The 24496-nt window shown below is 64.0% G+C and carries 17 protein-coding genes and 1 tRNA gene; 8 read left to right on the top strand and 10 right to left on the bottom strand.

The features are described from left to right. Positions 1–408: 408 nt before the first annotated feature. The 3 genes from GC162_11785 to GC162_11795 all read right to left on the bottom strand — a co-directional run bounded on the left by GC162_11785 (position 409) and on the right by GC162_11795 (position 5310). Positions 409–2325, bottom strand: coding sequence for an ATP-binding cassette domain-containing protein (locus tag GC162_11785; GenBank protein ID MBI1369319.1), 1917 nt, complete (start codon positions 2323–2325; stop codon positions 409–411). Between the two features lie 6 nt (positions 2326–2331). Further along, on the bottom strand, positions 2332–3639 hold the full coding sequence (locus GC162_11790) for a hypothetical protein (protein MBI1369320.1): 1308 nt from the start codon (positions 3637–3639) through the stop codon (positions 2332–2334). A gap of 282 nt (positions 3640–3921) precedes the next feature. Next, on the bottom strand, positions 3922–5310 hold the full coding sequence (locus GC162_11795; protein MBI1369321.1) for an AAA family ATPase: 1389 nt from the start codon (positions 5308–5310) through the stop codon (positions 3922–3924). Between the two features lie 151 nt (positions 5311–5461). Here GC162_11795 and GC162_11800 point away from each other — a divergent pair, with 151 nt between their 5' ends. Together GC162_11800 and GC162_11805 are read left to right on the top strand one after the other, a co-directional pair. Next, positions 5462–6616, top strand: coding sequence for an MFS transporter (locus tag GC162_11800; protein MBI1369322.1), 1155 nt, complete (start codon positions 5462–5464; stop codon positions 6614–6616). Positions 6617–6872: 256 nt separating this feature from the next. Continuing rightward, positions 6873–9449: a hypothetical protein gene (locus GC162_11805; protein ID MBI1369323.1), complete on the top strand. Its 2577-nt coding sequence runs from the start codon at positions 6873–6875 to the stop codon at positions 9447–9449. 19 nt (positions 9450–9468) lie between these two features. Here GC162_11805 and tmk read toward each other — a convergent pair whose 3' ends face one another. Both tmk and GC162_11815 read right to left on the bottom strand, forming a co-directional pair. Continuing rightward, positions 9469–10134 (bottom strand): dTMP kinase, encoded by a 666-nt coding sequence (gene tmk, locus GC162_11810; GenBank protein MBI1369324.1) that lies wholly within the window; start codon positions 10132–10134, stop codon positions 9469–9471. Positions 10135–10271: 137 nt separating this feature from the next. Then, positions 10272–10919 carry a hypothetical protein gene (locus GC162_11815; protein MBI1369325.1) on the bottom strand — a complete coding sequence of 216 codons (648 nt, stop codon included), beginning with the start codon at positions 10917–10919 and terminating at the stop codon, positions 10272–10274. Positions 10920–11070: 151 nt separating this feature from the next. Between GC162_11815 and GC162_11820 the strand changes: the two genes are divergently transcribed. Both GC162_11820 and GC162_11825 read left to right on the top strand, forming a co-directional pair. Then, a complete protein-coding gene (locus GC162_11820; GenBank protein ID MBI1369326.1) occupies positions 11071–13320 on the top strand; it encodes a DUF4159 domain-containing protein in 2250 nt (749 codons plus the stop codon). 25 nt (positions 13321–13345) lie between these two features. Continuing rightward, the gene (locus tag GC162_11825; GenBank protein ID MBI1369327.1) at positions 13346–14050 is read left to right on the top strand and encodes a hypothetical protein; all 705 of its coding nucleotides are present in this window, start codon (positions 13346–13348) and stop codon (positions 14048–14050) included. An 88-nt stretch (positions 14051–14138) separates the two neighbouring features. Here the strand turns inward: GC162_11825 and xylA are convergent, their stop codons facing one another. Then, positions 14139–15452: a xylose isomerase gene (xylA, locus tag GC162_11830; protein MBI1369328.1), complete on the bottom strand. Its 1314-nt coding sequence runs from the start codon at positions 15450–15452 to the stop codon at positions 14139–14141. Between the two features lie 199 nt (positions 15453–15651). On the opposite strand from xylA, the gene GC162_11835 reads away from it, so the two are divergent. After that, positions 15652–15724: transfer RNA gene (locus GC162_11835), tRNA-Lys, on the top strand. 43 nt (positions 15725–15767) lie between these two features. Here GC162_11835 and GC162_11840 read toward each other — a convergent pair. Together GC162_11840 and GC162_11845 are read right to left on the bottom strand one after the other, a co-directional pair. Then, on the bottom strand, positions 15768–18758 hold the full coding sequence (locus GC162_11840; GenBank protein MBI1369329.1) for a protein kinase: 2991 nt from the start codon (positions 18756–18758) through the stop codon (positions 15768–15770). Positions 18759–18836: 78 nt separating this feature from the next. Further along, the gene (locus tag GC162_11845) at positions 18837–19574 is read right to left on the bottom strand and encodes a sigma-70 family RNA polymerase sigma factor (protein ID MBI1369330.1); all 738 of its coding nucleotides are present in this window, start codon (positions 19572–19574) and stop codon (positions 18837–18839) included. Here GC162_11845 and GC162_11850 point away from each other — a divergent pair. The 3 genes from GC162_11850 to murQ are packed head-to-tail and all read left to right on the top strand — an operon-like array spanning position 19500 to position 23223. Then, a complete protein-coding gene (locus GC162_11850) occupies positions 19500–21233 on the top strand; it encodes a sodium/solute symporter (protein MBI1369331.1) in 1734 nt (577 codons plus the stop codon). The genes GC162_11845 and GC162_11850 overlap by 75 nt on opposite strands. After that, positions 21230–22321 (top strand): hypothetical protein, encoded by a 1092-nt coding sequence (locus GC162_11855; protein MBI1369332.1) that lies wholly within the window; start codon positions 21230–21232, stop codon positions 22319–22321. The genes GC162_11850 and GC162_11855 overlap by 4 nt, the downstream gene beginning before the upstream one ends. Beyond that, positions 22318–23223 (top strand): N-acetylmuramic acid 6-phosphate etherase, encoded by a 906-nt coding sequence (gene murQ / locus GC162_11860; GenBank protein ID MBI1369333.1) that lies wholly within the window; start codon positions 22318–22320, stop codon positions 23221–23223. The genes GC162_11855 and murQ overlap by 4 nt, the downstream gene beginning before the upstream one ends. On the opposite strand, the gene GC162_11865 is transcribed toward murQ, so the two are convergent. After that, positions 23205–23909, bottom strand: a complete 705-nt coding sequence (locus GC162_11865) for a methyltransferase domain-containing protein (protein MBI1369334.1) — start codon at positions 23907–23909, stop codon at positions 23205–23207. The genes murQ and GC162_11865 overlap by 19 nt on opposite strands. Next, positions 23870–24475, bottom strand: a complete 606-nt coding sequence (locus tag GC162_11870; GenBank protein ID MBI1369335.1) for a redoxin domain-containing protein — start codon at positions 24473–24475, stop codon at positions 23870–23872. The genes GC162_11865 and GC162_11870 overlap by 40 nt, the downstream gene beginning before the upstream one ends. Between the last annotated feature and the right edge of the window lie 21 nt (positions 24476–24496).

Consider the following 24496-nt stretch of genomic DNA (forward strand, 5'->3'; position numbering starts at 1 on the left):
AAGGTGTGTTCCGATTCGGCGCCTCTTATCAATGCGAGTGCGGTCGTGGACTGACAAGATTCACCCCCACCCAACCCTCTCCCTCGGAGGGGGAGGGCTTCTGACACCCCGCCCTTGAGGGCGGGGCTGGGGGAGGGTGAGGCGCATCAGTTAATGACGGTTCCGATTCGGCACACCCTATCAATTCGATCGCGGCCATGGACTGACAAGATTCACCCCCACCCAACCCTCCCCTCGGAGGGGGAGGGCTTCTGACTCCCCGCCCTTGAGGGCGGGGCTGGGGGAGGGTGAGGCGCATCAGTTAATGATGGTTCCGATTCGGCACACCCTATCAATTCGATCGCGGCCTTGGACTGACAAGATTCACCCCCACCCAACCCTCCCCCTCGGAGGGGGAGGGCTCGAACATCACGCCGGGTTTTCGATCGTGTCGATATCGAATGCTTCGCGCTGGCGCTGGACCATCTGGGTGTAGAGGCCGGACTTTTTGATAAGTTCCTCGTGCGTGCCGCGCTCGACGATTTCGCCGGCGTCCATGACGACGATCATGTCCGCGTGCGTCACGGTCGAGAGGCGATGGGCGATGACGAACGTGGTGCGTCCGCGGAGCAGGTCGGTCATCGCGGCCTGGATGAGCTGCTCGGATTCGGTGTCGAGGTTGCTCGTCGCTTCGTCGAGGATAAGAATCTGCGGATCGGCGAGGAAGGCGCGCGCCACGGAAAGACGCTGGCGCTGCCCGCCGGAGAGCTTGACGCCGCGCTCGCCGATGATCGTTTCATAACCTTGGGGCAGATCACGGATGAACGCATCGGCGTTCGCCCGGCGGGCGGCGTCGATGATCTGTTCGTCCGTCGCGCCGCGCCGGCCGTAGGCGATGTTCTGCGCGACGGTGCCGTCGAAAAGGAACACATCCTGCTGCACGACGCCGAGGAGTTGGCGGTAGGTTTCGAGCTTGAAGCGACGCAGGTCGATGCCATTGCAGGCGATCGCGCCGCGGGTGGGGTCCTGAAAGCGGGCGACGAGGTCGGTGATGGTCGTCTTGCCCGCGCCGCTGGAGCCGACGAGGGCGATGACGCTGCCGCCGGTGACGTGCAGATCGAAATCGCGGATGACGGGGCGATCGGGATCGTAGCCGAACCAGACATGGTCAAAGCGAAGCTCGCGCACCTGTCGCGGGGCGGGGACCGCATCCTCCGCATCGGGCTTGTCGACCGGCTCGGCGAGCAGGTCGAAGACGCGCTCCAGCGCGGCCAAAGACTGCTGCGTTTCACTCATGGACTCGACGATGCGCAGCACCGGGCCGAGCAGGAAAAAGGCGTACCACTGAAATGCGAAGATTTGTCCGATGGTCGTCGGGCTCGCCGCCCCGGTGCCCGCATCGCGAATCACCAGGTATCCGCCGTACCAGACGACGACGATGCTGATGACGGGCATCATCACGCCCCAGCCGGCGCCGACGAGCGTTTCGAGCACGCGGGCCAGGAGCGTCTTGCGGACGACGGTGTGATGTCCGGCGGCGTAGTCGTGGCGTTCGTGGGCTTCGCGTCGGAAGGCGCGGACGACGCGGATGCCGCCGAAGGATTCGACGACGCGCCCGTCGACTTCCTCGCGGTCGCGCCGCATGGAGCGATAGATGGGGCGGATGCGCCGGACCCATGCCATGTGGATGAAAATCAGCGGGGGCACGCACAACGTCGCCGCCAGCGCCAGCCGCCAGTTCCATGCGAAGATGATCGCCAGCGCGACGATGACCTGCACGATCGCCACGCCGGGCGAGACGATGACGAGGTTCAGCAGCCGCGTCACGCTGTCGACATCGCCGGAGAGCCGCGACGTGACGCCGCCCTGTTTGGTGTTGTGCAGGACGGCCAGGGGCAGTTCGAGCATGTGGTCGAAAAGCCGCTGGCGCAGGCGGTGAATGATCGCCATGTTCAGGACGCTCATGCGGATGTTGCGCCACGAATCGAGCGCCTGCGCGATGAGGATCGTGACGATGATGGCGGACCCGAAGACATTGAGCCGCCAGATTTTCGTCGCGGCGTCCAGGTGATCGGCGAGGACGGCGTGATCGATGATCTGCTGCGTGAGGACGGGGCGGATCATGCTCAAAAGCGCCGACGCCACGGCGAGGATGAAGATGAAGATCAGCCCGCTGAGGAAAGGGCGAAGCCATTCGATGTACTGGCGCAGGTAGCGGCGGCGTTTGGCGCGCCGGTCGGCGGGCAGGTCGTCGATGACCCGGCCTTCCTCATCGAGGTGGACCCGCGTGCGGCGCTGCGCCAGAAACTGGGAATAGCGCTTGCGTGAACTGGGCGAGCCGTGCATGACGCATCATCCCTCACTGGGCGGCGATGCGTTGTCACCACCACCGCCGCCGTCACCGCCGCCGTCCCCCGAGCCGCCCGACGCTTCAGGCCCGCCGGGACCGCCGCCGCCGCCGCGCCGGCGACGTCGACGACGACGGCGCTTCTTCTTGGGCGCGCCTTCGCCGCCGCCGGGCTGACCTTCGGCGGGCAGCGTTTCGCCGGTTTCATCAACGGGCAGTTCGGCCGAGGATTCGCCTTCGACGGATTCGACTTCCTGATCGCGCAGCGGGGCGCCGGGCTGGGGACGGCGCGGCTCGCGCCGGGGGCGCTCGGGTTTGTCGCGGCCCTGCGGAACCTCGCGCGGCTTGTTGGGGTCGCGGCGATCGCCGCCGGGCGCGTCCTTGGCGATGCGTTCCAAACGCTCCAATGGATACGCCTGACGCACGCCGGTCGATTCGAGCTCCAGCAGGACAAGCTGCGTGAGAATCTGCGTGCTGATGACGAAGCCGGGCCCGTCTTCGCTCATCATGCGCGTGTTGCGATGCGGCAGGCGCTTGCGAAGCTCCTCGTAGGTTTCGTCCTCGTAGCGGAGACAGCACATGAGCCGCCCGCAACGCCCGCTGATCTTCGACGGGTCGAGCGTGGCTTTCTGCACCTTCGCCGATCGCATCGACACGGGCTTGAGCACCTTCAGGAACTGCTTGCAGCAGCAGTGCTGACCGCAGCGTTCGTAGTCGGCGACGATGCGCGCTTCGTCGCGGGCGCCGACCTGGCGCATCTCGACGCGCACATGAAACTCGGCGGCGAGGCGGCGGACCAGCTCGCGGAAGTCGATGCGGTTCTCGCTGGTGAAATAGAACACCACGCGATCGCGTGCAAACAACTGCTCGACATCGACGAGCTTCATCGGCAGGTCCAGATCGCGGATGATCTGCCGCCCGGCTTTGACGAACTTGTGCTTCTCGGCCTCGATGCGCGATTGCTCGTTGAGGTCTTCGACGGTGGCGACGCGGAGGATTTTGCCTTCGTTGGAGAAGGGGTACTGCTTGCCGCCGGAGTTTTCGATGTACTGGAGCATCTGGGAGCGCGAGATGCTCGACCCGCACCCGGAGTTGGGGCAGGTGACGGTGAGCATCTCGGCCATTTCGACGCCGCGCGTGGTGCGGATGATGAGCTTGGTGCCGCAGCCGAGGACGAGTCCGCCGTCGTAGGGGAACTCGCCGATCTGTTTGAGGTAGCCGTAGCGGACGACGATGCTCTTGGGCGGTTCGAGCTTGGCGATGGCTTGGGCCTCGGCCTCTTCGCTCATCACCTCAAGGGGATAGATGGGCATACTGCTGGATTCCGCATCGAGCGCGACGCATCACGCACCGGTTGCACGGCGGCGGGGGGTCGGGCTCGTTTGTCGTCAGGGCGTTTTTCAGGTCCGCCGGGCGCCTGACACGCTTCGGCGGTTCCAAACGCACGGGAAGAGCATTCATGGCTCAACGGGGTTGCTCGGGTGCCACGGCTTGGCTCTGCAAGCCGTGCCGTCCTGCGGGCACGGTTTGGTCGAAGACGCCCAAACCGTGGCACCCGATGCCGACGAGACCGTCATGCTCAGCGGGCCGGTCAATCATCGGCCCGCGGGTTGGCGTCTGCATTGGTCGGACCATTCTATCGCCAGATGATCGAGCAGCAAAGGCAGCGACACATTCGAGTTGAGATTCCGTTCGGCGATCTGGATCAGGTCGATGCCGACAAGCCAGGGATGGGCGGCGGCGTCGGTCAGCGGGGCGGAGCGATGATGAAGCGATTGGCGGCAGATTTCGCCGACGACGCCGAGCATCAGGCGGACGGCCATCTTGTTGGCGGCGTCCTTGGAGGCGTTGTCGTGGTTCTTGACCCAGGCCTTGGCGAATTCCTCGACGCGGGTCGCCATCGCTTCGCCCATGTCGGGGGCGCCGCGCCCGGCGGCGATGGCGTTGATCATCGGACTGATCGTCTGCTGCCATTCGTCGAGCCCGTATTCGGCGGCGAGGGCGGCGCGGCCGAGACTGCCGCGGGCGAACTTCGCCACCCATGACTTCTGGGCCGGGCTCATGGATTGCGAGAACGGCTGCTGATCGAGCCAGCGCTCGACGACTTGGTGATCGAGTTCGGCGAAGGCGACCCGCTGACAGCGGCTGCGGATCGTGGCGAGCAGGCGATCTTCCTGCGATGTGACGAGGATGATGAATGTGCCGGGCGGGGGCTCTTCCAGGCACTTGAGCAGGGCGTTCTGGCCGGCGTCGTTGAGCAACTCGGCTTCGTCGAGAATGAACACCTTGTTGTGATTGAGGGCGGCGGAGCGGTAGGCGGGCTCGATCAGGTGCAGGCGGACGATGTCGACGGGGATGCTGGTCAGTTTGCGGTCGCGGGTCTGTTTGTCGTCGGCGTAGAGGGCGAGTTCTTTGGTGACGATGTGCAGATCGGGATGGGCGGCCTGCTCGGTGTTGAAGATGCGACAGGATTTGCACACGCCGCACGCTTCGAGGCGGCCGGCAAGGTCGGTCTGCGGATCGTGACAGAGGAGGATTTTGGCGAGGGCGAGAGCGGTCGTCGCTTTGCCGACGCCGGGCGGGCCATGAAAGATCCACGCATGGTGCATGCGGCCGCTGATGAGGGCGGCTTGGAGGACGTCGATGGCGCGCTGATGTCCGAGGATGGACTGCATCGGGGCATTGTAACGGAAGCGACGGATGTGGTGCGCACCGGCGTGACCCAAACGCGCACGGGCGCGGCAAGGGGCGATGTAAGTCCTGTATCGACGCGCATCGGGACGTCGTCCGTCACCGCGCCCGTGCGCACCGTGCGCGCGGTCGGTGTGAAAGATGGTCATAAAGATGCGAAAATGACGGGGATATCGAGGGGCGCCCGCGATGGGTGAAATTCGACTTGTTGCCGCGCCGGTGCGATGCGGGCGGTTTGATCCGGTAGGGGGAACCCGCTGCGTTGAAGCGGGGCGGGCCGATGGGGACGGCATATCATGGTGGGCGATCAGGAATTGATCGCCCTGCCGTGTAACCCGCCGCGTGTTGGTTCATCGAAGGTTTCTCCGGTTGACGAGTTGCGAGTTGTTTTAGAAAGGCCCGATGATGGGTGCTGATGGTTCTGTTTGCGTGAATGAGACGGCGATGGAGCGGCCGGCGGAATTGAGCACGCTGGCGGGGATGGGCCCGCTGGTGTCGATCGTGTTTTTAGGGTTCATGGCGATCGCGATTCCGCTGGCGCCGCTGTCGCTTGAGGTGCATGACCACCTGGGTTTCGCGGCTGGGATCGTCGGCTTGACGATCGGATTGCAGTCGCTGATCACGGTGATGAGCCGGCATACGGCGGGGTCGCTGAGCGACCGGCTGGGGTCACGGACGGTGGTGTTGATGGGGCTGCCGATTGCGGTTGCGGCGGGCGGGGCGTACATGGTTTCGACGTATATGGCGGGGGCGGCGGCGCTGATGTGGATCATGGCGGGGCGCGTGCTGCTGGGTATTGCGGAGAGTCTGTTTATCACTGGGGCGATGACGTGGGGGATTGCGCGGATCGGGCCGCACCGGACGGGGCGGGTCATGGCGTGGCAGGGCATTTCGATGTACACGGCGTTGACGATCGGGGCGCCGCTGGGCTTGGCTTTGCAGAGGCATTTCGGGTTTGAAGCGGTGGCAATGGCGGCGATGGGAGCGCCGCTATTGGCGATGGCGATCGCGGGGATGACGGGGGCGGCTCCGATCGTGCCGGGCAAACGGGCGCCGCTGCATCACGTGATCGGCATGATCTGGCGGCAGGGCGTCGTGCTGTCGCTGGCTTCGATTCCCTTCGCGGCGGTGATGACTTTCCTGACGCTTTACTACACCTCGCAGGGCTGGGGCGGAGCGGGGCTCGCACTGGCGGGGTCGGGCGTGGGGTACATCGTGATTCGCCTGTTTTTCGCACATTTACCCGACAAAGTCGGCGGCGTGCCGGTGGCGAGCGTGTCATTGATGGTGCAGGCGGCGGGGCAGGTCGTGCTGCTCATCGCCCCGCATCCGGCCGTGGCTTTCGTCGGCGCGGTCATCACCGGCTGCGGCGTCTCGCTGATCTTCCCGGCGATGGGGGTCGAGGCGACGCGCCACGTCCCGGCGGCACAGCGCGGTCAGGCCGTCGGCAATTTCATCGCCTTCTTCGACATCGCCATGGGTCTGACCGGCCCGATTGTCGGCCTGCTCATCGCCACGCCCCTCGGTTACCACAGCGCCTTTCTCACCGGCGCCCTTTCCGCCGCCGCCGCGCTGATTCTCCTCAAAAAAACTCACTGATGCTCGCCCGCACCCGGCTGTTTCCCGCCGGAAAATTGTCGAGAAATCACCAAGATTTCTATTGCAAGCGGGCGCTGCCGCCGGTTAATCTGGTGGGTGCGGAACGAAACATTTTTTTGAGGCCATTGCAAATCCATGTTGCCGGTTCATCGGGCGTAGGGCGCACGAATGGTGTGTCGTCGCCGGTGTGTGCATGCTCGGCGGCTGGTGTGACGAGGTCCATGAGAAACCCTTGGAAGGCACAGGAGATTCAGACATGAAAAGCTCGCGGAAGTTCAAGGTGTCGCTGCTGGTCTGCACAGTGGCGTGCATGGGGACGTGGAATCTGCAAGGTGCGGTGCGGACATGGGACTCGGGTTCGACCGGCGACAATGACTGGTTCAGCGCCCCCAACTGGGACGGGCCGGACTCAATCCCCAGCTCCTCCGACACCGCCAACTTCGATGGCACCGCGACCGGCGGAACCGCCGGCGACTTCGCCTCCGTGACGGGGTTCAGCAACGTCGACAGCAGCGCGACCGTACAGAAGCTGACTTTCGGCGGCACCGGCGCAGGTTCCTCGACGACGCACAACCTCACCATCAGCTCCGGCCAAACGCTGACCGTCAACGGTGATGCGAACGGCTCGCTGGATCAAGCCGACTTCACCGTGGGCATGGACCTGTCCGGCGCCTTCACCACGCCGGACAACAACGTCAATGTGACGATCACCGGCACCGGCGGAAAACTGCAGGTCGGCGCTGTCGCGACCCATACCGCCGACGTCGTCATCAGCCGTCGCTTCGCCTCGACCGGCAACGTCAATACGACGCTGAACATGTCGGGCCTGAGCACATTCGAGGCCAACGTCGATGCGTTCTCCGTTGGCATCGCCGGCTCGACGTCCTCCGCGGCGAACTTCGCCGTGACGCTCGCCGGCTCCAACACCATCAACGCCAACCTCATCGACATCGCCAACAGCGATAACGCTGGCGCGGGCAACAGCAATACGTTCAAACTCGGCACGACCAACGTCTTCAACGCCGACAACATCTTCATCGGACACCGCAAGACCGGTCTGACCGCCAACTTCAACACCGGCCTGACCAACCCGACGCTTTCGATCAACAACACCGCCGGCTCCGGCGCGGCGAATCTGTTCATCGGCTACAACGATGTGAACACCGGCACGACACCCGTCTCGACCTTCGACACCTCCGCCGGGACCCTCACCGCCTCGCTCAATCAGGTGATCATTTCCCGCCACGGCAGCGCCGGCGGCTCGGGCAACTCGACCGCGACATTCAAGATGGGCGCCGGCTCCGTCACCGCCGGCAGCGTCATCCTCGCGCAGACCAGCGGCAGCTCGTCCCCCACCAGCACCAAGGGCACGCTCCAAATGGTCGGCAACGGCAGCACGTTCAACGTTACCGGCGATGTCACCGACGGCGGCGGCTCCAGCGAACTGTTCGTCGATCAGGGCGCGATGACCATCGGCGGCAATCTCTCGGTCGATACGCTCCGCGTCGGATACAACGGCACCGCCAACGGCAACTCCGGCTCCCTGACCGTCACCGGTTCGACCGTCTCCGTCGGTACCGGTTCGCAGACCCTCGACATCGGTCGGCGCGATGTCAACCTGGGTACAGGGACCAGCGAAGCCTTTGACGCCGTACTCGACCTTTCCGCGGTCACCACGTTCACCGCCAATGTCAATCAGTTCCGCGTCGGCACCAACAGCGACAGCGGCGGCGGACAGCGTCGCCCCAGCGCGACGGTCTCGCTCGCTGCGAACAGTACCGTCACCGCCAATTCCATGACAATCGGCTACAGTCAGTTCGTGGGCGGAACGAACGTCGCGATGCACCTGGGCGCATCGACGACTTTCAACGTGGACACCATCGACTTGGGCGGGTCCAAGTACACAAGCGTGATGGACTTCCTAGCGGGCGGATCCACCGTCACCATCAATGGCAAGGCCGGTGCGGGCAATCGCGCCAATATGTTCATCGGTTGGCAGGATACAGTCACCGGCGGCGGCGCCAGCGGCAACTTCAAAGGCGCCGGCAGCAACATCAACGCTTTCCTCAACAACCTGACCATCGGTGAGAAGCCCAATTCCGCCACCGGCACCACGCAGGGCACGATGACGTTCGCCGCCGGCCTCATTGATGTGAACACGCTGACCCTCGGCAAGCGCGATGACGCGGGTTCGAGCGGCATTATCAAAGGCACTTTCAACTTCACCGGCGGAACCCTCAAGGCCGGCGTCATCACGCGCGGCAACGGCAACGGCAACAACGCCTCCGACGTCGCCGCCTTCAATTGGACCGGCGGAACGCTGCACGCCGACACGTTCGGCTCCGTCGCGCTTCCGTTTAATCTGGTCCAGAACGGCGGCATTCTCGCGCCCGGCAACAGCCCCGGCATGACCGCCGTCTTCGGCGAATACCACCTCAACAATGCCAACAGCGCGACCTACGAAGTCGAAATCAACGGCTATGACCAGGGCGACCAGACGCTCGCCGACGATATCGGCTATGACTTCGTGTCCATCAGCGACATCGCCGTCCTGGACAGTATCGTCAAGGCGGTGCTCACGGACGGGTTCAACCCCGTGCTCGGCGATCAGTTCGATGTGCTGACCGCTACGTCGGTCACGATCGGCAGCAACTATTCGCTCGACACGTCGATGGCGCAGCTTACGCCGGGCCTGTCCTGGCAATGGGGCGTCATCAGCGGCGGCAACGGCGAGATTCTGCGGCTGGTGGTCGTGCCCCTTCCGACGGCGGGTCCGATGGGGCTGGCGCTGCTGGGCGCGGTCAGTGCGATGCGCCGCCGGTCGCGGCGCTGAGGCATTTGCAGCAGGGCGATTATCGGGATGGCCACTTGCCGGCGCGGGCGGCGATGCGGCTGCACAGATGTTTGAACACCGTGTCGGCGTCGGGGCGGGCGTCGATGACGAGGTAACCGTCCGGGTCCGCCGCCGCCTGATCCAGGTATCCGCGGCGAACCTTGCGATGGTACTCGGCGCCTTTGAGCTCCATGCGGTCCAGCAGCGGATTGAGCCGCCGCGCCGCCGTCGGCTCGTCCACATCGAAAACGACGACAAGGTCAGGCCAGTGATTGCCGACGGCGACCTGGCCCACGTGCATGATGTCCGCCACGGGAATCCCGCCGGCGGCGCCCTGATAGGCGAGCGTGGACGAGATGAAACGGTCCGCCAGCACGCAGGCCCCGCGCTCGATCGCCGGGCGAATGCGCTCGGCCATGAGTTGAGCGCGGCTCGCCATGTACAGCATCATTTCGCAGCGCAGATCCATCATGTCGTGCTCGGGATTGAGGAGCACGTCACGGATGTGCTCGCCGATGAGCGTGCCGCCGGGCTCGCGCACTTCAACGACCGGGACGCCGCGCTCGTCGAGAAACGACGAGAAACGACGAAACTGCGTGCTCTTGCCGGACCCGTCGGGCCCGTCGAACACGAGGAACTTGGAGGCGAGCATCGATGACCAGTCCGGGTCACTCATGGCGGGCATTGTAGCGATCGGTCATCCGATGAAAAGCGCCGCCTCGCCCCCGATTAGCCGCGAGCCGACGGCGAGCGCTCCGTCTTTATCGGCGTCTGAATCGCCACATGCAAACCCCGCCGCGAGCGACGCCGCCAAACGAGGAGTCATTCACCGAGTTTTTCGACTTCCTTCATCGCGCGTCGCGCGCCGTCGAGATAGGGCAGCCCGCTGAGGATGGTGGCGATGACGGTGGCGTAGACGAAACCGTCGCGGGTCCATGCCGCTGCGGGATTGTTCGTCGGGTCGAGCCAGATGATGAACAACACGGTGGGGATCGTCACGGATTGAAGCACCATCTTGAGCTTGCCGAAGATGTTGGCGCCGAACTTGGCGCCTTGTCCTTCCAGTTCGCCGCGGACAGAGGTGACGAACAGTTCGCGGGCGAGGATGACGACGACCATCCACGGATACACGCCGCTGATCATGGTGAACAGTTCGCCCTGGGCGGCCCTTTCGGGGATGACGAAGTGCGGACCGGCCAGAAGCATGAACGCCCCCATGACCAGCACCTTGTCGCAGAACGGGTCCATGATCCGGCCGAATCGGCTTTCGACCTTCCACCGACGAGCCAGAAATCCGTCGAGCCAGTCGGTGATGGCGGCCAGAATGAACAGGATGCCCGAGGACCAGAGCACCAGCGTCGCCTCGTCGGCGACGGTGTCGGCGAAATGGTACTGATTGAGGACGACAAAAAAGACCGTCGCCAGTACGAGTCGCAGTAGCGTCAAGAGATTGGGTAATTGGCGGTACATCGGGGAACCTGGGGCAATGTCAAGCGTCTAGGGGAGTATACCCGCTGTACTGTACCCGATTTCCATTTTGGGTGGTGGCGGTTCCGACGTCTTGTCGTATAATGGGTTAACTGGATACTCATCCCGGTACTTCGACCACGATTGGGAAGCTATGAACCAAAAACTCGTCGCCAGCGTGATGCTCGTCGCCGCTCTTCTTGCCGGTCCCGTCCACGCTCAGCTTGTCACCGACGCGCAGATTGCCGACGGCATCGAGAAACTCAAGCAGCGACTTTACGCATCACAGAACAAGAACGGTTACTGGGACGGCGACCAGCCGGGCAATGATCACGTCACGGGCATTAACTACGGCGGCACGACGGCACTGATCACGTATGCGCTTCTGACGAGCGGCGAAAGCTATCAGAATCCGAAACTGCAGCGCGCGATCGAGTTCCTGGAAAAGTGCGACATGAAGGGAACCTACGCCGTGTCCTGCCGGGCCCATGTCTGGTCGCATATCCCCCCCGAATTCAACAAGTACCTGCAGAAGGACCTCTACTGGCTTCAACAGGCGTCGCACGAAGTGAGCACCGGCGGCATCAGTTGGCGATACCAGATCGACTCCAAGGACTGGGACAACTCCACGCATCAGTACGGCACGCTGGGCTGCTGGGAAGCGGCCAAACGCGGCAACGCGGTCGGGCAGGCGCTGTGGAGCGGGGCGGAAAAACACATCATCGCCTCGCAAAATGACGACGGCGGATGGGGCTATCAGCAGGGCGATACCCGCACCTCGATGACCACCGCCGGTCTCGTCACGCTCTACATCACGCAGGATTACCTGCACAGTCAGGACTTCCGCACCGTCGGACGCGCCCGGCAGCACCCGCTTCAGGCCATCATTGACAAGGGCCTCGCCTGGCTCGACAAGAACTTCAAGCCCGGCGTCAACGTCGGCGGCAACCAGGAAGCCTACACCATGTACGGCATCGAACGCGTCGGTCTCGCCTCCGGCCGCAAATACCTGGGCGATCAGGACTGGTATCAGGGCGGCGCCAATTGGATTCTCAGTCACATGGGCTCCGGGTCCAACGCCGCCTTCCAGTTGCTCTTCCTCGTCCGCGGCCGCGTGCCCGTGTTCATCAACAAACTTGAAATTCCCGACGCCGACTGGAACAACCGGCCCCGCGACATCGCACGCCTGACCGAATGGGTTTCCGACGAAGTCGAAAAGGAAATGCTCTGGCAGGTCGTGCCCATCACGCGCGCCCCCGAAGACTGGCTCGACGCGCCGATTCTCTATCTCGCTTCGCACACCGCGCTGGACCTCAAGCCCGAACAGATCGCCAAGATCAAGCGCTACATCGACCTGGGCGGCATGCTTGTCACCACCGCCGACAACAACAGCGTCGAGTTCACCACTTCGATGCGCAACATGTTCAAGCAGATGTACCCCGAGTATCCGCTTCAGGCGCTGTCGAAGGAGGATGAGCTGAACGACGTGGTGTTCCAGGTCGATGCGAATCGGCTGGGCGTGCAGGCGGTGGACAATGGGATTCGCCATCTGATTCTGCATCTGCCGCGCGACGTGTCTTGGACGCTGCATTCGTCGAGCATGGTCGATCCGACGCCGTGGCAATTCTTCGCAAACGCTTATTACTACGCCACGGAAAAGGGCCGCACGCGCAATCGCCTCGAGCAGCACTTCGTCAAGAAGGAAGGCGGCAACGGCGGGGCGGAAATCGTCGTGGGCCGCGCCAAGTATGCCGGCAACTGGGACCCCGAGCCGCCGGCGTGGGAAGTGCAGACCAACTTCATGCACAACGCCTCCAAAGCGACGATCAAGTTGCAGGTCGTTGATCTGGACAAGCTCCCGGACCGCAACACCGTGCCGTTCGTGCATGTCGTCGGCACCGATGCCGTGCAGTTCTCCGATGCACAGGCGGCGAGCATCACCAGCTACGTCAAATCCGGCGGCGTGATCTTCTTCGAGAACGCCGGCGGACGCGGACCCTTCGCCGATTCGGTCATGCAGATGCTCACCAAGGCCTTCCCCAACGATCGCGTGCGTCCGATCAATCTCGACTCGCCGGTCATCAAAGGCGGCGGCATCGGCGGCTTCGACTCCTCCGTCGTCGACTATCGCGCCTATGCACTGCTTCGCATGGGTAAGGTCGAGACGCCGCGCTTTCTGGCGATCAATATCAATGGTCAGCCCCGCGTGATCGTCAGCGGCGAGGACCTCACCGAAGCCATGCTCAATCAGCCCGTCTGGGGCGTGTTCGGCTACAACACCGAATCGGCACAGAAGCTGATGACCAACCTCGTGCTCTACGCCAAGGCCGGTCCCCAGAACGCCGAACCCGCGCCCGCCGCCCCTGCCAAGTCCGAAGACGGCACGAAGCCCGCCAGCAAGTGATTGCGTCTGACGAAAGGTAGCTCCCATGCCCCGGACGTTCCTGTTGATGTGCGCGCTTGTCGCGTGTCTGCTTCTGGTGACCGCTGCTCATGGTGCCGGCAAAGATCCGCAGACGCGCCTCCAGATGTTCCAGAAGCAGCTCAAGGATGCGCAGGAGGAACTTGACCGGCTCCTCAAAGAGCAGAAGGATCTCCAGAACGGCGCCAACAAGCCCGCCGCCAAACCGGCGGACACCGAGGAAGTCACGCGGGCGACGCAGGAAGTCGAGAACGCCAAGAAGGCCTACGAGGACAAGCGTCGCGCCATCGCCGATCAGGCGATGACCACGGACGAGTACAAGGCCGCCGCCAAGGAAGCCGCCGCCGCGCAAGCCAACTACGACAAGCTCAAAGCGGATTCGAATGCGAAGCCGGCGGATGTGGCGGAAGCGATGCGGCTCTCTCTGACCGCTTCCGGCAAGGCGAACAAACTCATCGACGCCGCCATCGACGCCGACCCCGATGCCAAGCAGACCATGGAGAACTTCGCGCTGGCGCGCGCGAAACTGAACACCGCCAAGCGCCACGCCGTCGCCGACGCCGTCCAGAACTCGCCCGCCGCGCGTCTGAAGGATCTTGACCGCCTCATCGAAAACAAGCAGACCGCCGTCGAAAGCTACCAAAAGAAAATCGCCACCCTGGAAAATCAGTTGAAGGCCGGCGGCAACCAGGCCAAACAGAAAAAGAAGTGATCTGCCGCATCGACCCCCAATGACAACCCTCCGATGAAGCCGCGCCGCGTCTTCATCGGAGGGTTGTGGCATTCGGACGATCCGCCGTTCAGCGGATGTATTCGTTGATGACGTTCTCGATGAGTTCCTGTCGGCCGGACGGGACGACGACGTCGTTGTGCTTCATCGCATGGGCCTCGAGCTTGTCGAGCGAGAGCTTGCCCTTCTCAACCTGTTTGCCGAAGGCCGTGTCCCACGCCTTGTAGCGTTCCTTGACGAAGCCGTCGATGACCTTGTCCTTGATCAACGCCGCGGCGATCTTCAAGCCGCGGGCGAAGGCGTCCATCGCGCCGATGTGGGCATGGAACAGATCGACCGGCTCGATCGACTGGCGGCGGACCTTGGCGTCGAAATTCAACCCGCCCTGTTTGAACCCGCCGCTCTTCATGATCACGTACATCGCCATGGTCGTCTCGTACAGATTCGTTGGGAACTGGTCGGTGTCCCAGCCCAGAAGCGTGTCGCCCCGGTTGGCGTCGACGGAGCCGAGGATCTTGTTCTCCGCGGCGTAGACCAGGTCGTGCATGAATTCATGACCGGCGAGCGTGGCGTGATTGGCTTCGATGTTCAGCTTGAAATGATCGACGAGGCCGTACTTCTGCAGGAACGCGTGGCACGCCGCGGCGTCAGAGTCGTACTGATGCTTGGTCGGCTCCTTGGGCTTGGGCTCGATGAAGAACTGTCCGCGGAAGCCAATCTTCTTCTTGTAATCGACCGCCAGGTGCAGCATCGTCCCCAGATGATCCAGCTCGCGCGACATGTTCGTGTTCAGCAGCGTGTCATACCCCTCGCGCCCGCCCCAGAACGTGTACCCCGCTCCGCCGAGTTCGAGCGTGGCGTCCATCGCGCGCTTGACCTGCGCGCCGGCGTGCGCGAAGGCATGAGGCGTGGACGAAGTGGCGGCGCCGCTCATGTAGCGCGGATGGGTGAACAGGTTCGCCGTGCCCCACAGCAACTTGACGCCGGTGTCTTTCTGATACTTCTTGGCGAGTTTGACAATGTGGTCAAGTCGCTTGGCCGATTCGGCGACGTTCTTGCCTTCGGGTGCGATGTCGCGGTCGTGGAAACACCAGAAGGTAACGCCGAGCTTCGAGATGAACTCGAAATTGGCTTGCATGGTCTGTTCCGCCGCCGTCATCTCGTCAGCGGCGTCGAGCCAGGCCATCTGCCTTGTGCCCACACCGAACGGGTCGCCGCCGGTGCCCTTGAAGGAGTGCCAGTAGCAGACGGCGAAGCGCATGTGGTCCGCCATGGTCTTGCCCGCGACTTTCTCCTTGGGGTTATAGTGCTTGAACGCCAAGGGGTTCTTGGAATCGGGACCTTCGTACTTGATCTTCGAAACGCCGGGGAAATATTGGGCCATGTTGCCTCTCCTGAATTTGATAGCGATGATATGAAATCGCGAAGGCCCGTATGTTAGTCACATTGAATTTGCCTTGCAAGGGCGGCGTGAGCGGGTTGGCGGAAATTGTTGCAATGCGTATACTGCCACGCTCGCCGCGACCCCCGCAACGGAGCGCCGCCGCGACGATCGCCGCAACACCCCATGAATCAACCACTTGGGGCGGGTAGCTCAGTCGGTAGAGCAACGGACTTTTAATCCGTTGGTCCTGGGTTCGAGTCCCAGCCCGCCCATTTTCTGTTCCTCCGCCTTGCTCGATCCGCCGCGACCGGGCGTTCATGGGCGCTCCGGCCCGTTCCTTTCGGGTGACTTTTCTTGCGGCGCGCCCTCCAAATATCCTTTCACCAGCGCCACACGGCCGTCCCACAGCCCGGCGAACACCGTGTGCGGCTCAGTTGCAGCCGCGATCGACTCGATCGGCAGCGCGGAAAATTCACCGGCATGCTCGCCGACTTTCAGATTGACCCACGAAATCAACTGACCGCTCACCGCATGCAGTTCCACGATCTCCCGATCCTGCGCGAGCCAGATTGATTTGCCATCGCGCGATGCGCAGGCCGCGGTGTATCGCCCCGGCGCGATGCGGACGGACGGAATCGCATTCCAGGTCTCCCCGTTCTTGAGCCACCGCAGCAATTCGCCCGACGGCAGGGCGACGAGCAACGTTTGCGGATTGGGCAGCATCACCTGCGCGAACGAGAAGTCCGCGCTATCACGGAACTGCCACGTCAACGACTGCTTGCCCGTCTGCGTGTCGAACACCGCCAGCTTGTAAGGCCCGGTGGAGTTCCACGCATTGTCGCGATACACCATGTTGCTGGACGTGACGGCGATCGCTTGTCCATCAGTGCTCGCGGCGACGCTGCGCACGTTGCCGAAGAGCGAATCGGGCGCGGGATAAATCGAAAGCTGCCCGATCGGCTTGTCGGCGGTCAGATCGTGAAGCATCATCGCCGTATCCGCATTGGTCAGATAAGCAAGTTTGCGGCCTTCGTCGTACAGTGCGATGAAGCGCACGGCACTGTTGGTTTCAATGCGAAGCTGCGGGGGTTTCATGTCGCGCATCATGGCATGCAGCACTCCCGTGTTCCCGCCGGCGAAAATCTCAGGCGACGACGGCGACATCGCCAGACTGAACAGCGAAGCGCGTCGCGGATCGCTCTGCGCCAAAGGCGACACCATCGTGCCGACGACCTTCCCCGTCGCATCGCGCTCAAACACGCGCCCGTCGGTCCCCGCCGAGACAAGCGTTTGCCCATCCGGCGAGACGGCCACGCATTTGACGGACGAAGTGTGACCGGTGAAGTAGGTGACGTTGCCGTCGACTTCAATGGTCGCGGCGGTTGAAGCCGCCGTGACGCCGTCGTCCGTCATGGACAGTCGATAGACGAAGAAGGCCCCGAGTCCGCAGACGACCAGCATGGCGATGAAGCGACCGATCGGGAGGGGGCGGCGGTTCTTTGCCGCGGCGACCCATCGCATGTGCAGCACCATGTACGCGAGGAACAGCAGCACCGGACCCAAGATCAGCAGTAGCATGCTCGGCCACTCCACTTCGGCAGGGACCGACATGGTGACGATGAACGCCGCGATGACGAACAGAGTGGTGAGGATGAACATCGGGATGCCGACGGCGGGGCCGTATCCGGGCTGCGGCGACATGAAGAAGCGAAGGCCCGCGGCGGCGGGGTGCTCGCCGGGCGCGACGGGTCCATTTGATGACGCCGGGGGCGCGGGCGGATTGGATCCCGACGATGCACTTCGCCATGCCGCGCGACGCAGCTTGATCCAGTAAGCGATCAGCGCGATGAGCGAGCCGAGCACCAGAACGAGGAATGCGATCTGAATGGCTTTGGCGTCGTCGGCGCCGGGCGTGATGCCGGTGACGGCGTAGATTCGGTCGAGCGTGGGCTGCGGGTTGGACATGAACAAGATGAGCGGGATGCCGACGAACATGAACGCGAAGGCGCTCAACAGAAGCAGCGCGGGGCGGGCCGCGCGCGTACCACGACGGCGGATCGCGATCCAGGTCAACAGCCCGAGCACCGGCCCGGTGAGCAACAGGATGAACACCGCGCCAATATGCAGGAACGTGTTGAACACGATGCTGAAGGCGATGTACCCCATCAGGCCGATCGCCGCGCCCATCCACCGCCGCGCGGGACTGACCCCGGGCTTGTCCAGATGCTCGGGCACGAAGAACTCGCGGGCCGCTTCGCCGACCGTCATCTGGCCCAGCGGCTTGAGCGGCGCGGGAGCGGGGGCGGGCGTACGACTGACCTGCTCGACATCCGTCTTGATCTGGCTCGCATGCTGATAACGCCGGACGGGCTCGCGCTCCAGCGCATGGAGCACGATCTCGTCGAGCCGCACGTCGACCTGCACGCGCTTGCTTGGCGGATCGAAGCGGCCCATCGGGCGCTCGCCGGTGAGCATCTCGTAGAACACGACGCCCAGCGAGTAGATGTCGGCGCGGTGATCGACGGCCGCGGAGGCCTGCTGCTGCTCGGGCGCCATATAGGCGGGGGTGCCCATGACATGATGCGTCTGCGTAAGCGTTACATCCGTCGGGCCCAGGCCCAGCAGCTTCGCCAGGCCGAAGTCAGCGATCTTCACCCGGCCGCGCGTGTCGAGGAGGATGTTGTCGGGTTTGATGTCGCGGTGGACGATGCCTTCGTCATGCGCGTACTGAAGCGCTTCGCAGACCTGCGGGACGATCGCCAGCGCTTCGGTCGGCGGGAGCTTGCCTTCCTTGATCACCTGCCGCAGCGACACGCCGTCGATGAACTCCATCGCGAAGTAGTAGAGCCGATCCTTCGTGGCCGGCACATCGACGTGACCAGCGTCATAGACGGCGACGATGTTGGGATGTCCGAGCCGGGCCAGCGCCTTGGCTTCACGACTGAAGCGTTCGGCGAAGGCCGGGTCGCGCCCGAAGCTCGGCGGAAGAATCTTGATGGCGACAAAGCGATCGAGCGCCGCCTGTCGGGCCTTGTACACCGCGCCCATGCCGCCGCGACCCAGCAGTTCGATCACCTGAAACTGCGGCAGCAATTTGCCGAGGGTTTCGGGCGTCGGGGGCACGAAGTTCTGCGTGTACGCGGCCGACTCGACCGATTCGTCACCCCGGCGGGTGGGGGCATCGGCCGGGTCGCCGGCGCCGGAGTCAAGTGCATGTCGCAAAAGGTCTTGCGGACCGAGCCCGGCGAGGGGATCGGGGACGGGGTTGTTGGAAGCATGGGTCGGATCGGAATCGTTTTCAGTCATGACGGGCCTCCTTCAGGCATGTCGTTCACACATGTCTGACCCGTTTCGCCAAGTTCGTTACACCCCGCCGAAGGATTTTCATCGCTGCACCGCCATCATCAATTGTCGAATCTCGCGGTCGACCTCCGCCTCGCTCGCGACCGTCTCGGCGATCAGCCCGCGCAGGTGCCTGCGAAACTTCTCGCGCATCCGATGCACCGCCACGCGCACCGCCACATCGGTCATGCCCATCGCCTCCGCCGCCTCGCTGTAAGGCCGATCGGTCGCCCCATCCATGTAAATCCGCAGCGCCTCGAACTGCGCGATCTTTCCCGCCGCCGCCATCTCGCTTTTCAAATTGTTCATCGCCGCTTCGAGCACCGTCATCGCCCATCCCCGTTCAAACACGCGCTCCGCCGTCTCGTCGTGCGACGGCTCAAGCCGATAGCGCGATTCGCCGTCGTCGATGTTGAAGTCCAGCGGGCGGGCCGTCTGTCCGCCGCCGCGTTTGATCGCCCGTTCGGATCGCCAGTGGTTCAATAGAAAATGAGTCATCGCGCTGAGCAAAAACGAGCGGAATCGCCCGCGGTCCGGGTCAGCCATGCTCAGGTCATGCTTTTCGATCAGGCGTGCGAAAAACGACTGCGTCAGATCGCGGGCGTCCTCCGCATCGACGCCCTTGCGGCGGACGAATGCGTACAGCGGATACCAGTACAGCATGCACAACTGCGACAGTGCCGCGCGTGAAGCATCCTGCGGCTCATGGGCCGCCGCCAGCACCAGACTCCATCGCGTCGTGGTGAACCGCTGATTGAATACCGCCGACGACTCGGACATGTGACGAAATCCTCAATTGGATTCCGCCATGATGGTAGCAGCGGGGCGGTCGGCGGGGTAGCCTCCGTTTTTTCGACCGGGGCCGGCGCATTGGCCGATGACAGACGCATGTTGGTGCTTGGAGCGTTCGCGAATCTGGACTGGGTCGTGCTCGGCGGGTACTTTGCGCTGCTGGTCATCGCAAGTCTGGCGTTCACGCGCCGCGGGCAGGCGGACACGACGGACTACTTCCTTGCGGGGCGGCGCATGCCGATGTGGGCTGCGGCGATGAGCGTCATGGCGACTTCGCTCTCGGCGGCGACGTTCATCGGCGCACCCGAGGAATCCTACGCCGGCGATCTGACCTACCTGTGCACCTACCTCGGCCTCGTCGCCGCCGCGATCATCGTCGCCGTCCTGTTCATCCCCGTGTTCTACCGGCTCAACGTCACGACCGTGTACCAACTGCTCGAACTGCGGTACGGACCTGCGGCGAAGATGACCGCCAGCGGAATGTTCATGATCGGGCGCGTCTTCGCCAGCGGGGCGCGGCTCTACATGGGCGCGATCGCCGGTTCGCTCATCGCCTTCAGCGACATCACGCCGACGCACCTGTGCATCGCCATCGCCGCCATGGTCGTCATCGGCTCGATCTACACGCTCATCGGCGGCATCGAAGCCGTCGTATGGACCGATGTCATCCAATCCTTCGTCTTCATCGGCGCGGCGATCGTCGCCATAGTCATCCTCGTTCGACTGATCCCCGCCGACACGTCGCAGATCGTTCACGCCCTGACGCATCCGGCGCCGGACAAGCCGTCGAAACTGACGCTGGTCAAAGTCTTCGACGGGTTCGGCGCGGCGGGGCGCTACTCGCTTGTCTCCGCCTTCGTGGGCTTCACGCTCATCGGCATCGGCTCCTACGGCACGGATCAGGACCTGACCCAGCGCATGCTCACGTGCCGCTCCGCCCGCGCGGGCAGTTGGTCCGCCATCAGCGGCGTCGTCTTCAGCGTGCCGGTCGCGCTGCTGTTCATGATCGTCGGCCTGCTGCTTTGGGTCTATTACCAGCGCCCGGACCTGATGGGCGACGCCGCGCCGGCTTCGATGCCCGCCACGGATCGACAGGTCTTCCTGAGCTTCATCCTTGATCACATGCCCGCCGGCGTGAGCGGACTGATGATGGCGGGTCTTTTCGCCGCGGCGCTCTCGAGCTTGAACAGTGAACTGAACGCCATGTCATCGACGATGATCAGCGACTTCTACCGCCCGCTGCGTCCCGGCAAAACCGAGCGGCATTACCTGCGCGCCGGCCGGCTCGGTGTGCTGCTGTGGGGCGCGGCGCTGGGCGCGTTCGCCGTCGTCAGCGCGTACTGGCAATCGCATGGCGGTAAGACGCTGCTGGCGTTCGCGCTGAGCGTCATGACCTTCGCCTATTCGGGCCTCGTCGCCGTGTTCTTCACAGCCCTTCTGACCAAGCGCGGCTCGACGGCCTCCGTCATCGCGGCGCTGGCGACCGGGTTTATCGCGGTGCTCGTCATGAACCTTCAGCCGTGGAAATCGATGGGCTTCCCGGCGATCGACCTGGCGTTCCCATGGCAGATGCTCATCGCGACGTCGCTTGCCTTTTGCGTCTGCCTTCTCGGTTCGCAGGCCCGCGATTATGATGGGCCCCCATGAGTACTCGACTGATCGCAGGATGCATGACCGGCACGAGCATGGACGGCCTGGACATCGCGCTGGTGCGCGTGCACGGGAACGGACTGGACATGCGCATCGAAACCGTGCGCACCGAAAGCCAATCGCTGCGCTCGCTGGGCAAGCTGCTGCGCGGCGTCGCCTCGCAGAAAGCCAAGCCCATCGGCGATGCCGCCCGATACGCCTCGATGCTTGGCCTGACCCATGCGCTGATGCTCAAACGCTTCATCGGTGACGACAAGGTCGACTTCGTCGTCGTGCATGGACAGACGGTTTATCACGAAGCGCGGGTCACGATGCAGCTCATGAACCCGCATCACATCGTGCAGGAACTGAAGCTGCCGGTGGCGTTCGATCTGCGCGGGGCGGACATGGCGTCGGGCGGATGGGGCGCGCCGATTACGCCGCTCGCCGATCACATCCTCTTCCGCGACGCTGCCGAGACGCGAGCCGTCGTGAACCTTGGTGGATTCGCCAACTTCACCTGGCTGCCGGCGACGAAACAATCGGGCGAGGCGGCCTTGAGTTCGATCCGCGGCGGGGACATCTGCACATGCAACCAACTGCTCGATTTCATCGCCCGCCGCTGGCTCAAGAAGCGGTACGACAAGGGCGGCGCCGCGGCGAAGCACGGGATCGTGCACCCCGAAGCGGAGCAGATGCTCATGACGCTCTTGGAGGAGCAGGCCGACGGCGGCCGCTCGCTGGGCACGGGCGATGAAGCCCGCGACTGGGCCCGCATGTTTGAAGCCAACTGCAACGGCGAGGACCTGGCCGCCACCGCCTGCGCCGTGCTGGGCCAGATCATCGGCGAGGCCATCACCGACGCCGACCGCGCCATCCTCGCCGGCGGCGGTGCCCGCAACACGACCCTCGTCGACGCCATCACCGCGCACACCCGGCCGAAGATCGTTATGAGCGATGCCTTTGGTGTCGATCCGCAGTACCGCGAGGCGATCGCCATGGCGGTGCTCGGCGCTTTGGCGCAGGACAACGTGCCCATCACGCTCGCGCAGGTCACCGGCCGCGACCCCGATACGTTTCCACGCCCGTGCTGGATCTATCCATGACCCGACCGCCCGATCGCTCGCATCTGCTCACCGAGCAGCGCAATCCGCGCACGATGTCGCTGCACACGATGAGCGTACGCGACATCGTGCGAACGATGCGTGAAGAGGACGCGGCGGTGCTCGAAGCGATGGCGGTGGCGGAGACGTCGCTGGCGGCGCTCATCGAGGACGCCGAGCCGCGCTTCGCGGCGGGCGGACGGCTGATCTACTTCGGCGCGGGGACATCCGGCCGCCTCGGCGTGCTCGACGCCTCCGAAGCCCCGCCGACGTTTCAGATTGATCCAACACGCGTCGTCGGCATCATCGCCGGCGGCGACACGTCTCTCCGCCGCTCCAGCGAAGGCAGGGAGGACGATCCCGACGGCGCCGCGGCGGAACTGATTGCACTGAAGCTGACGAAAAATGACACCGTCATCGGCATCGCCGCCGGCGGCACGACGCCGTATGTGCTCGGCGGGTTTCGCCATGCCGCGCCCGCGCTGCGGGCGATGATCGTCTGCACGCCCATCGACAAGCCGGCGGGTGTCGATCATCTGATCGTTTTGCCGACGGGCCCCGAGGTGTTGACCGGTTCGACGCGCCTCAAGGCCGGGACGGCCACGAAGCTGGCGCTCAATGCGATTTCGACCACGCTGATGATCCGCACCGGGCGGGTGTACGAGAATCTCATGGTGGACGTGCGGGCTTCAAATGCCAAGCTGCGCGATCGGGCCGCGCGTATCGTCGCCGCGCTGACCGGCGTGTCGCGCGAGCGGGGGTTCGAATGGGTCGATGCGGCGGGCGGATCGGTGAAAGTTGCGGTCGTGATGCAACGACTCGGCGTCGATCGCGCGACGGCGGAGTCGAAACTGGCGTCCTGCGGCGGGAAACTGCACGAAGCCCTTCATCGCGGCACGGTCTGAAGCACCATGTGCCGATCCGTCTCGACGACGACTTCGACGCCGGTCATACCCGCTTCGGCGGCGAGTTGGCGCAATTCGTCCGGTGTCAGCGCCGCATGAAGCGACTCGGCGAGGAGCCGGCGCTGGTCGGGCGTGTTGATCGAAAGCGGGGCGTGCTCATCGACGAGTGCGGCGAGTCGCGCAGCGGTCGGGGGGCGGAAGAGGTCGCGAATGACCAGCACGCCGTCCGGCCTGAGTACGCGCCATGCCTCCCGCAACATCGCGAGCGGCTCGGGAATGTGATGCAGAATCGTGTTGCTGAAAACGACATCGAACGCGCCGTCCGGATGCGGCAGCGCCTTGACGTCCGCCCGCTCCGCGGCGATCCGGTCCGCCAGATTCGCCGCGGCGATGCGACGAGCTGACATTTCGAGCATCATCGGTGAAAGATCGACGCCGACGATCGTGCAGTCGGTGATCGCCTGTGCGACGCCGATCGTGATATGTCCGCCGCCGATGCCCAAATCGAGCATGCGCCCGTGCGCTTCGAGCGAACGCAGACGCCGCACGATCGCTTCCGTCGGCTTGGCATGATCCATGGCGTCATATTCGCGCGCTTCGACGGGATCGTCCATCACTTCCGGCTCGAGGATGCGATGCAGCATACTCATCCGCCGAAGTACGCCGGCGCGTTGCCGGCCTTCCATTTGATGTTGCAGCCGACGCTCGGGTAGTGCGGCTCGGGCACGCTCCTGCCGGCGAGCACGGCGTCGGCGGCGCGGCGCAGGTCCGCGCCGGTGGGCATGTTCTTCGACGAGTCGTACACACCCGAGGAAATGCGCGTCGGGCGTGTATCGTCGAACTGGCCGCGATAGGCGAGCTTGTGGTCCTTATCGAAAAGGAAGAAGTCCGGCGTGCACGCGGCCCGATACTCCCGCGCGACGTCCTGCGATGCGTCGTACAGATAGGGGAAGGTGTACCCGCGCTGACGCGATTCGGCCGCCATCATGTCGGGCGCATCGTCGGGATAGTTGGCGACGTCATTGGCGTTGATCGCCACGATCGCCAGTCCATTTTTCTGGTACTCGCGCCCGAACTCAGCAAGTGCCGAGGCGAGATGTTTGACGAACGGGCAGTGATTGCAGATGAACATCACCAGCACGGGTTTGCCGGCGAAGTCGGACAACTTGACGACATTGCCGTCGACATTCGGCAGGGCGAAGTCGGGGGCGGGCGTGCCGAGCGTGAGCATCGTCGATTCGGTTCGGACCATTGCTGAGAACCTCCTTTGTTT

The organism is Planctomycetota bacterium (genome assembly GCA_016125255.1).
Lineage (GTDB): Bacteria > Planctomycetota > Phycisphaerae > Phycisphaerales > Zrk34 > RI-421.

Excerpts from the sequence above, each read along its gene's own strand:
- GC162_11785 (MBI1369319.1), bottom strand. The coding sequence starts at position 2,325 with ATGCACGGCTCGCCCAGTTCACGCAAGCGCTATTCCCAGTTTCTGGCG.
- GC162_11790 (MBI1369320.1), bottom strand. The coding sequence starts at position 3,639 with ATGCCCATCTATCCCCTTGAGGTGATGAGCGAAGAGGCCGAGGCCCAA.
- GC162_11795 (MBI1369321.1), bottom strand. The coding sequence starts at position 5,310 with ATGCCGTCCCCATCGGCCCGCCCCGCTTCAACGCAGCGGGTTCCCCCT.
- GC162_11800 (MBI1369322.1), top strand. The coding sequence starts at position 5,462 with ATGGAGCGGCCGGCGGAATTGAGCACGCTGGCGGGGATGGGCCCGCTG.
- GC162_11805 (MBI1369323.1), top strand. The coding sequence starts at position 6,873 with ATGAAAAGCTCGCGGAAGTTCAAGGTGTCGCTGCTGGTCTGCACAGTG.
- tmk (MBI1369324.1), bottom strand. The coding sequence starts at position 10,134 with ATGCCCGCCATGAGTGACCCGGACTGGTCATCGATGCTCGCCTCCAAG.
- GC162_11815 (MBI1369325.1), bottom strand. The coding sequence starts at position 10,919 with ATGTACCGCCAATTACCCAATCTCTTGACGCTACTGCGACTCGTACTG.
- GC162_11820 (MBI1369326.1), top strand. The coding sequence starts at position 11,071 with ATGAACCAAAAACTCGTCGCCAGCGTGATGCTCGTCGCCGCTCTTCTT.
- GC162_11825 (MBI1369327.1), top strand. The coding sequence starts at position 13,346 with ATGCCCCGGACGTTCCTGTTGATGTGCGCGCTTGTCGCGTGTCTGCTT.
- xylA (MBI1369328.1), bottom strand. The coding sequence starts at position 15,452 with ATGGCCCAATATTTCCCCGGCGTTTCGAAGATCAAGTACGAAGGTCCC.
- GC162_11840 (MBI1369329.1), bottom strand. The coding sequence starts at position 18,758 with ATGACTGAAAACGATTCCGATCCGACCCATGCTTCCAACAACCCCGTC.
- GC162_11850 (MBI1369331.1), top strand. The coding sequence starts at position 19,500 with ATGGGCCGCCGCCAGCACCAGACTCCATCGCGTCGTGGTGAACCGCTG.
- GC162_11845 (MBI1369330.1), bottom strand. The coding sequence starts at position 19,574 with ATGTCCGAGTCGTCGGCGGTATTCAATCAGCGGTTCACCACGACGCGA.
- GC162_11855 (MBI1369332.1), top strand. The coding sequence starts at position 21,230 with ATGAGTACTCGACTGATCGCAGGATGCATGACCGGCACGAGCATGGAC.
- murQ (MBI1369333.1), top strand. The coding sequence starts at position 22,318 with ATGACCCGACCGCCCGATCGCTCGCATCTGCTCACCGAGCAGCGCAAT.
- GC162_11865 (MBI1369334.1), bottom strand. The coding sequence starts at position 23,909 with ATGGAAGGCCGGCAACGCGCCGGCGTACTTCGGCGGATGAGTATGCTG.
- GC162_11870 (MBI1369335.1), bottom strand. The coding sequence starts at position 24,475 with ATGGTCCGAACCGAATCGACGATGCTCACGCTCGGCACGCCCGCCCCC.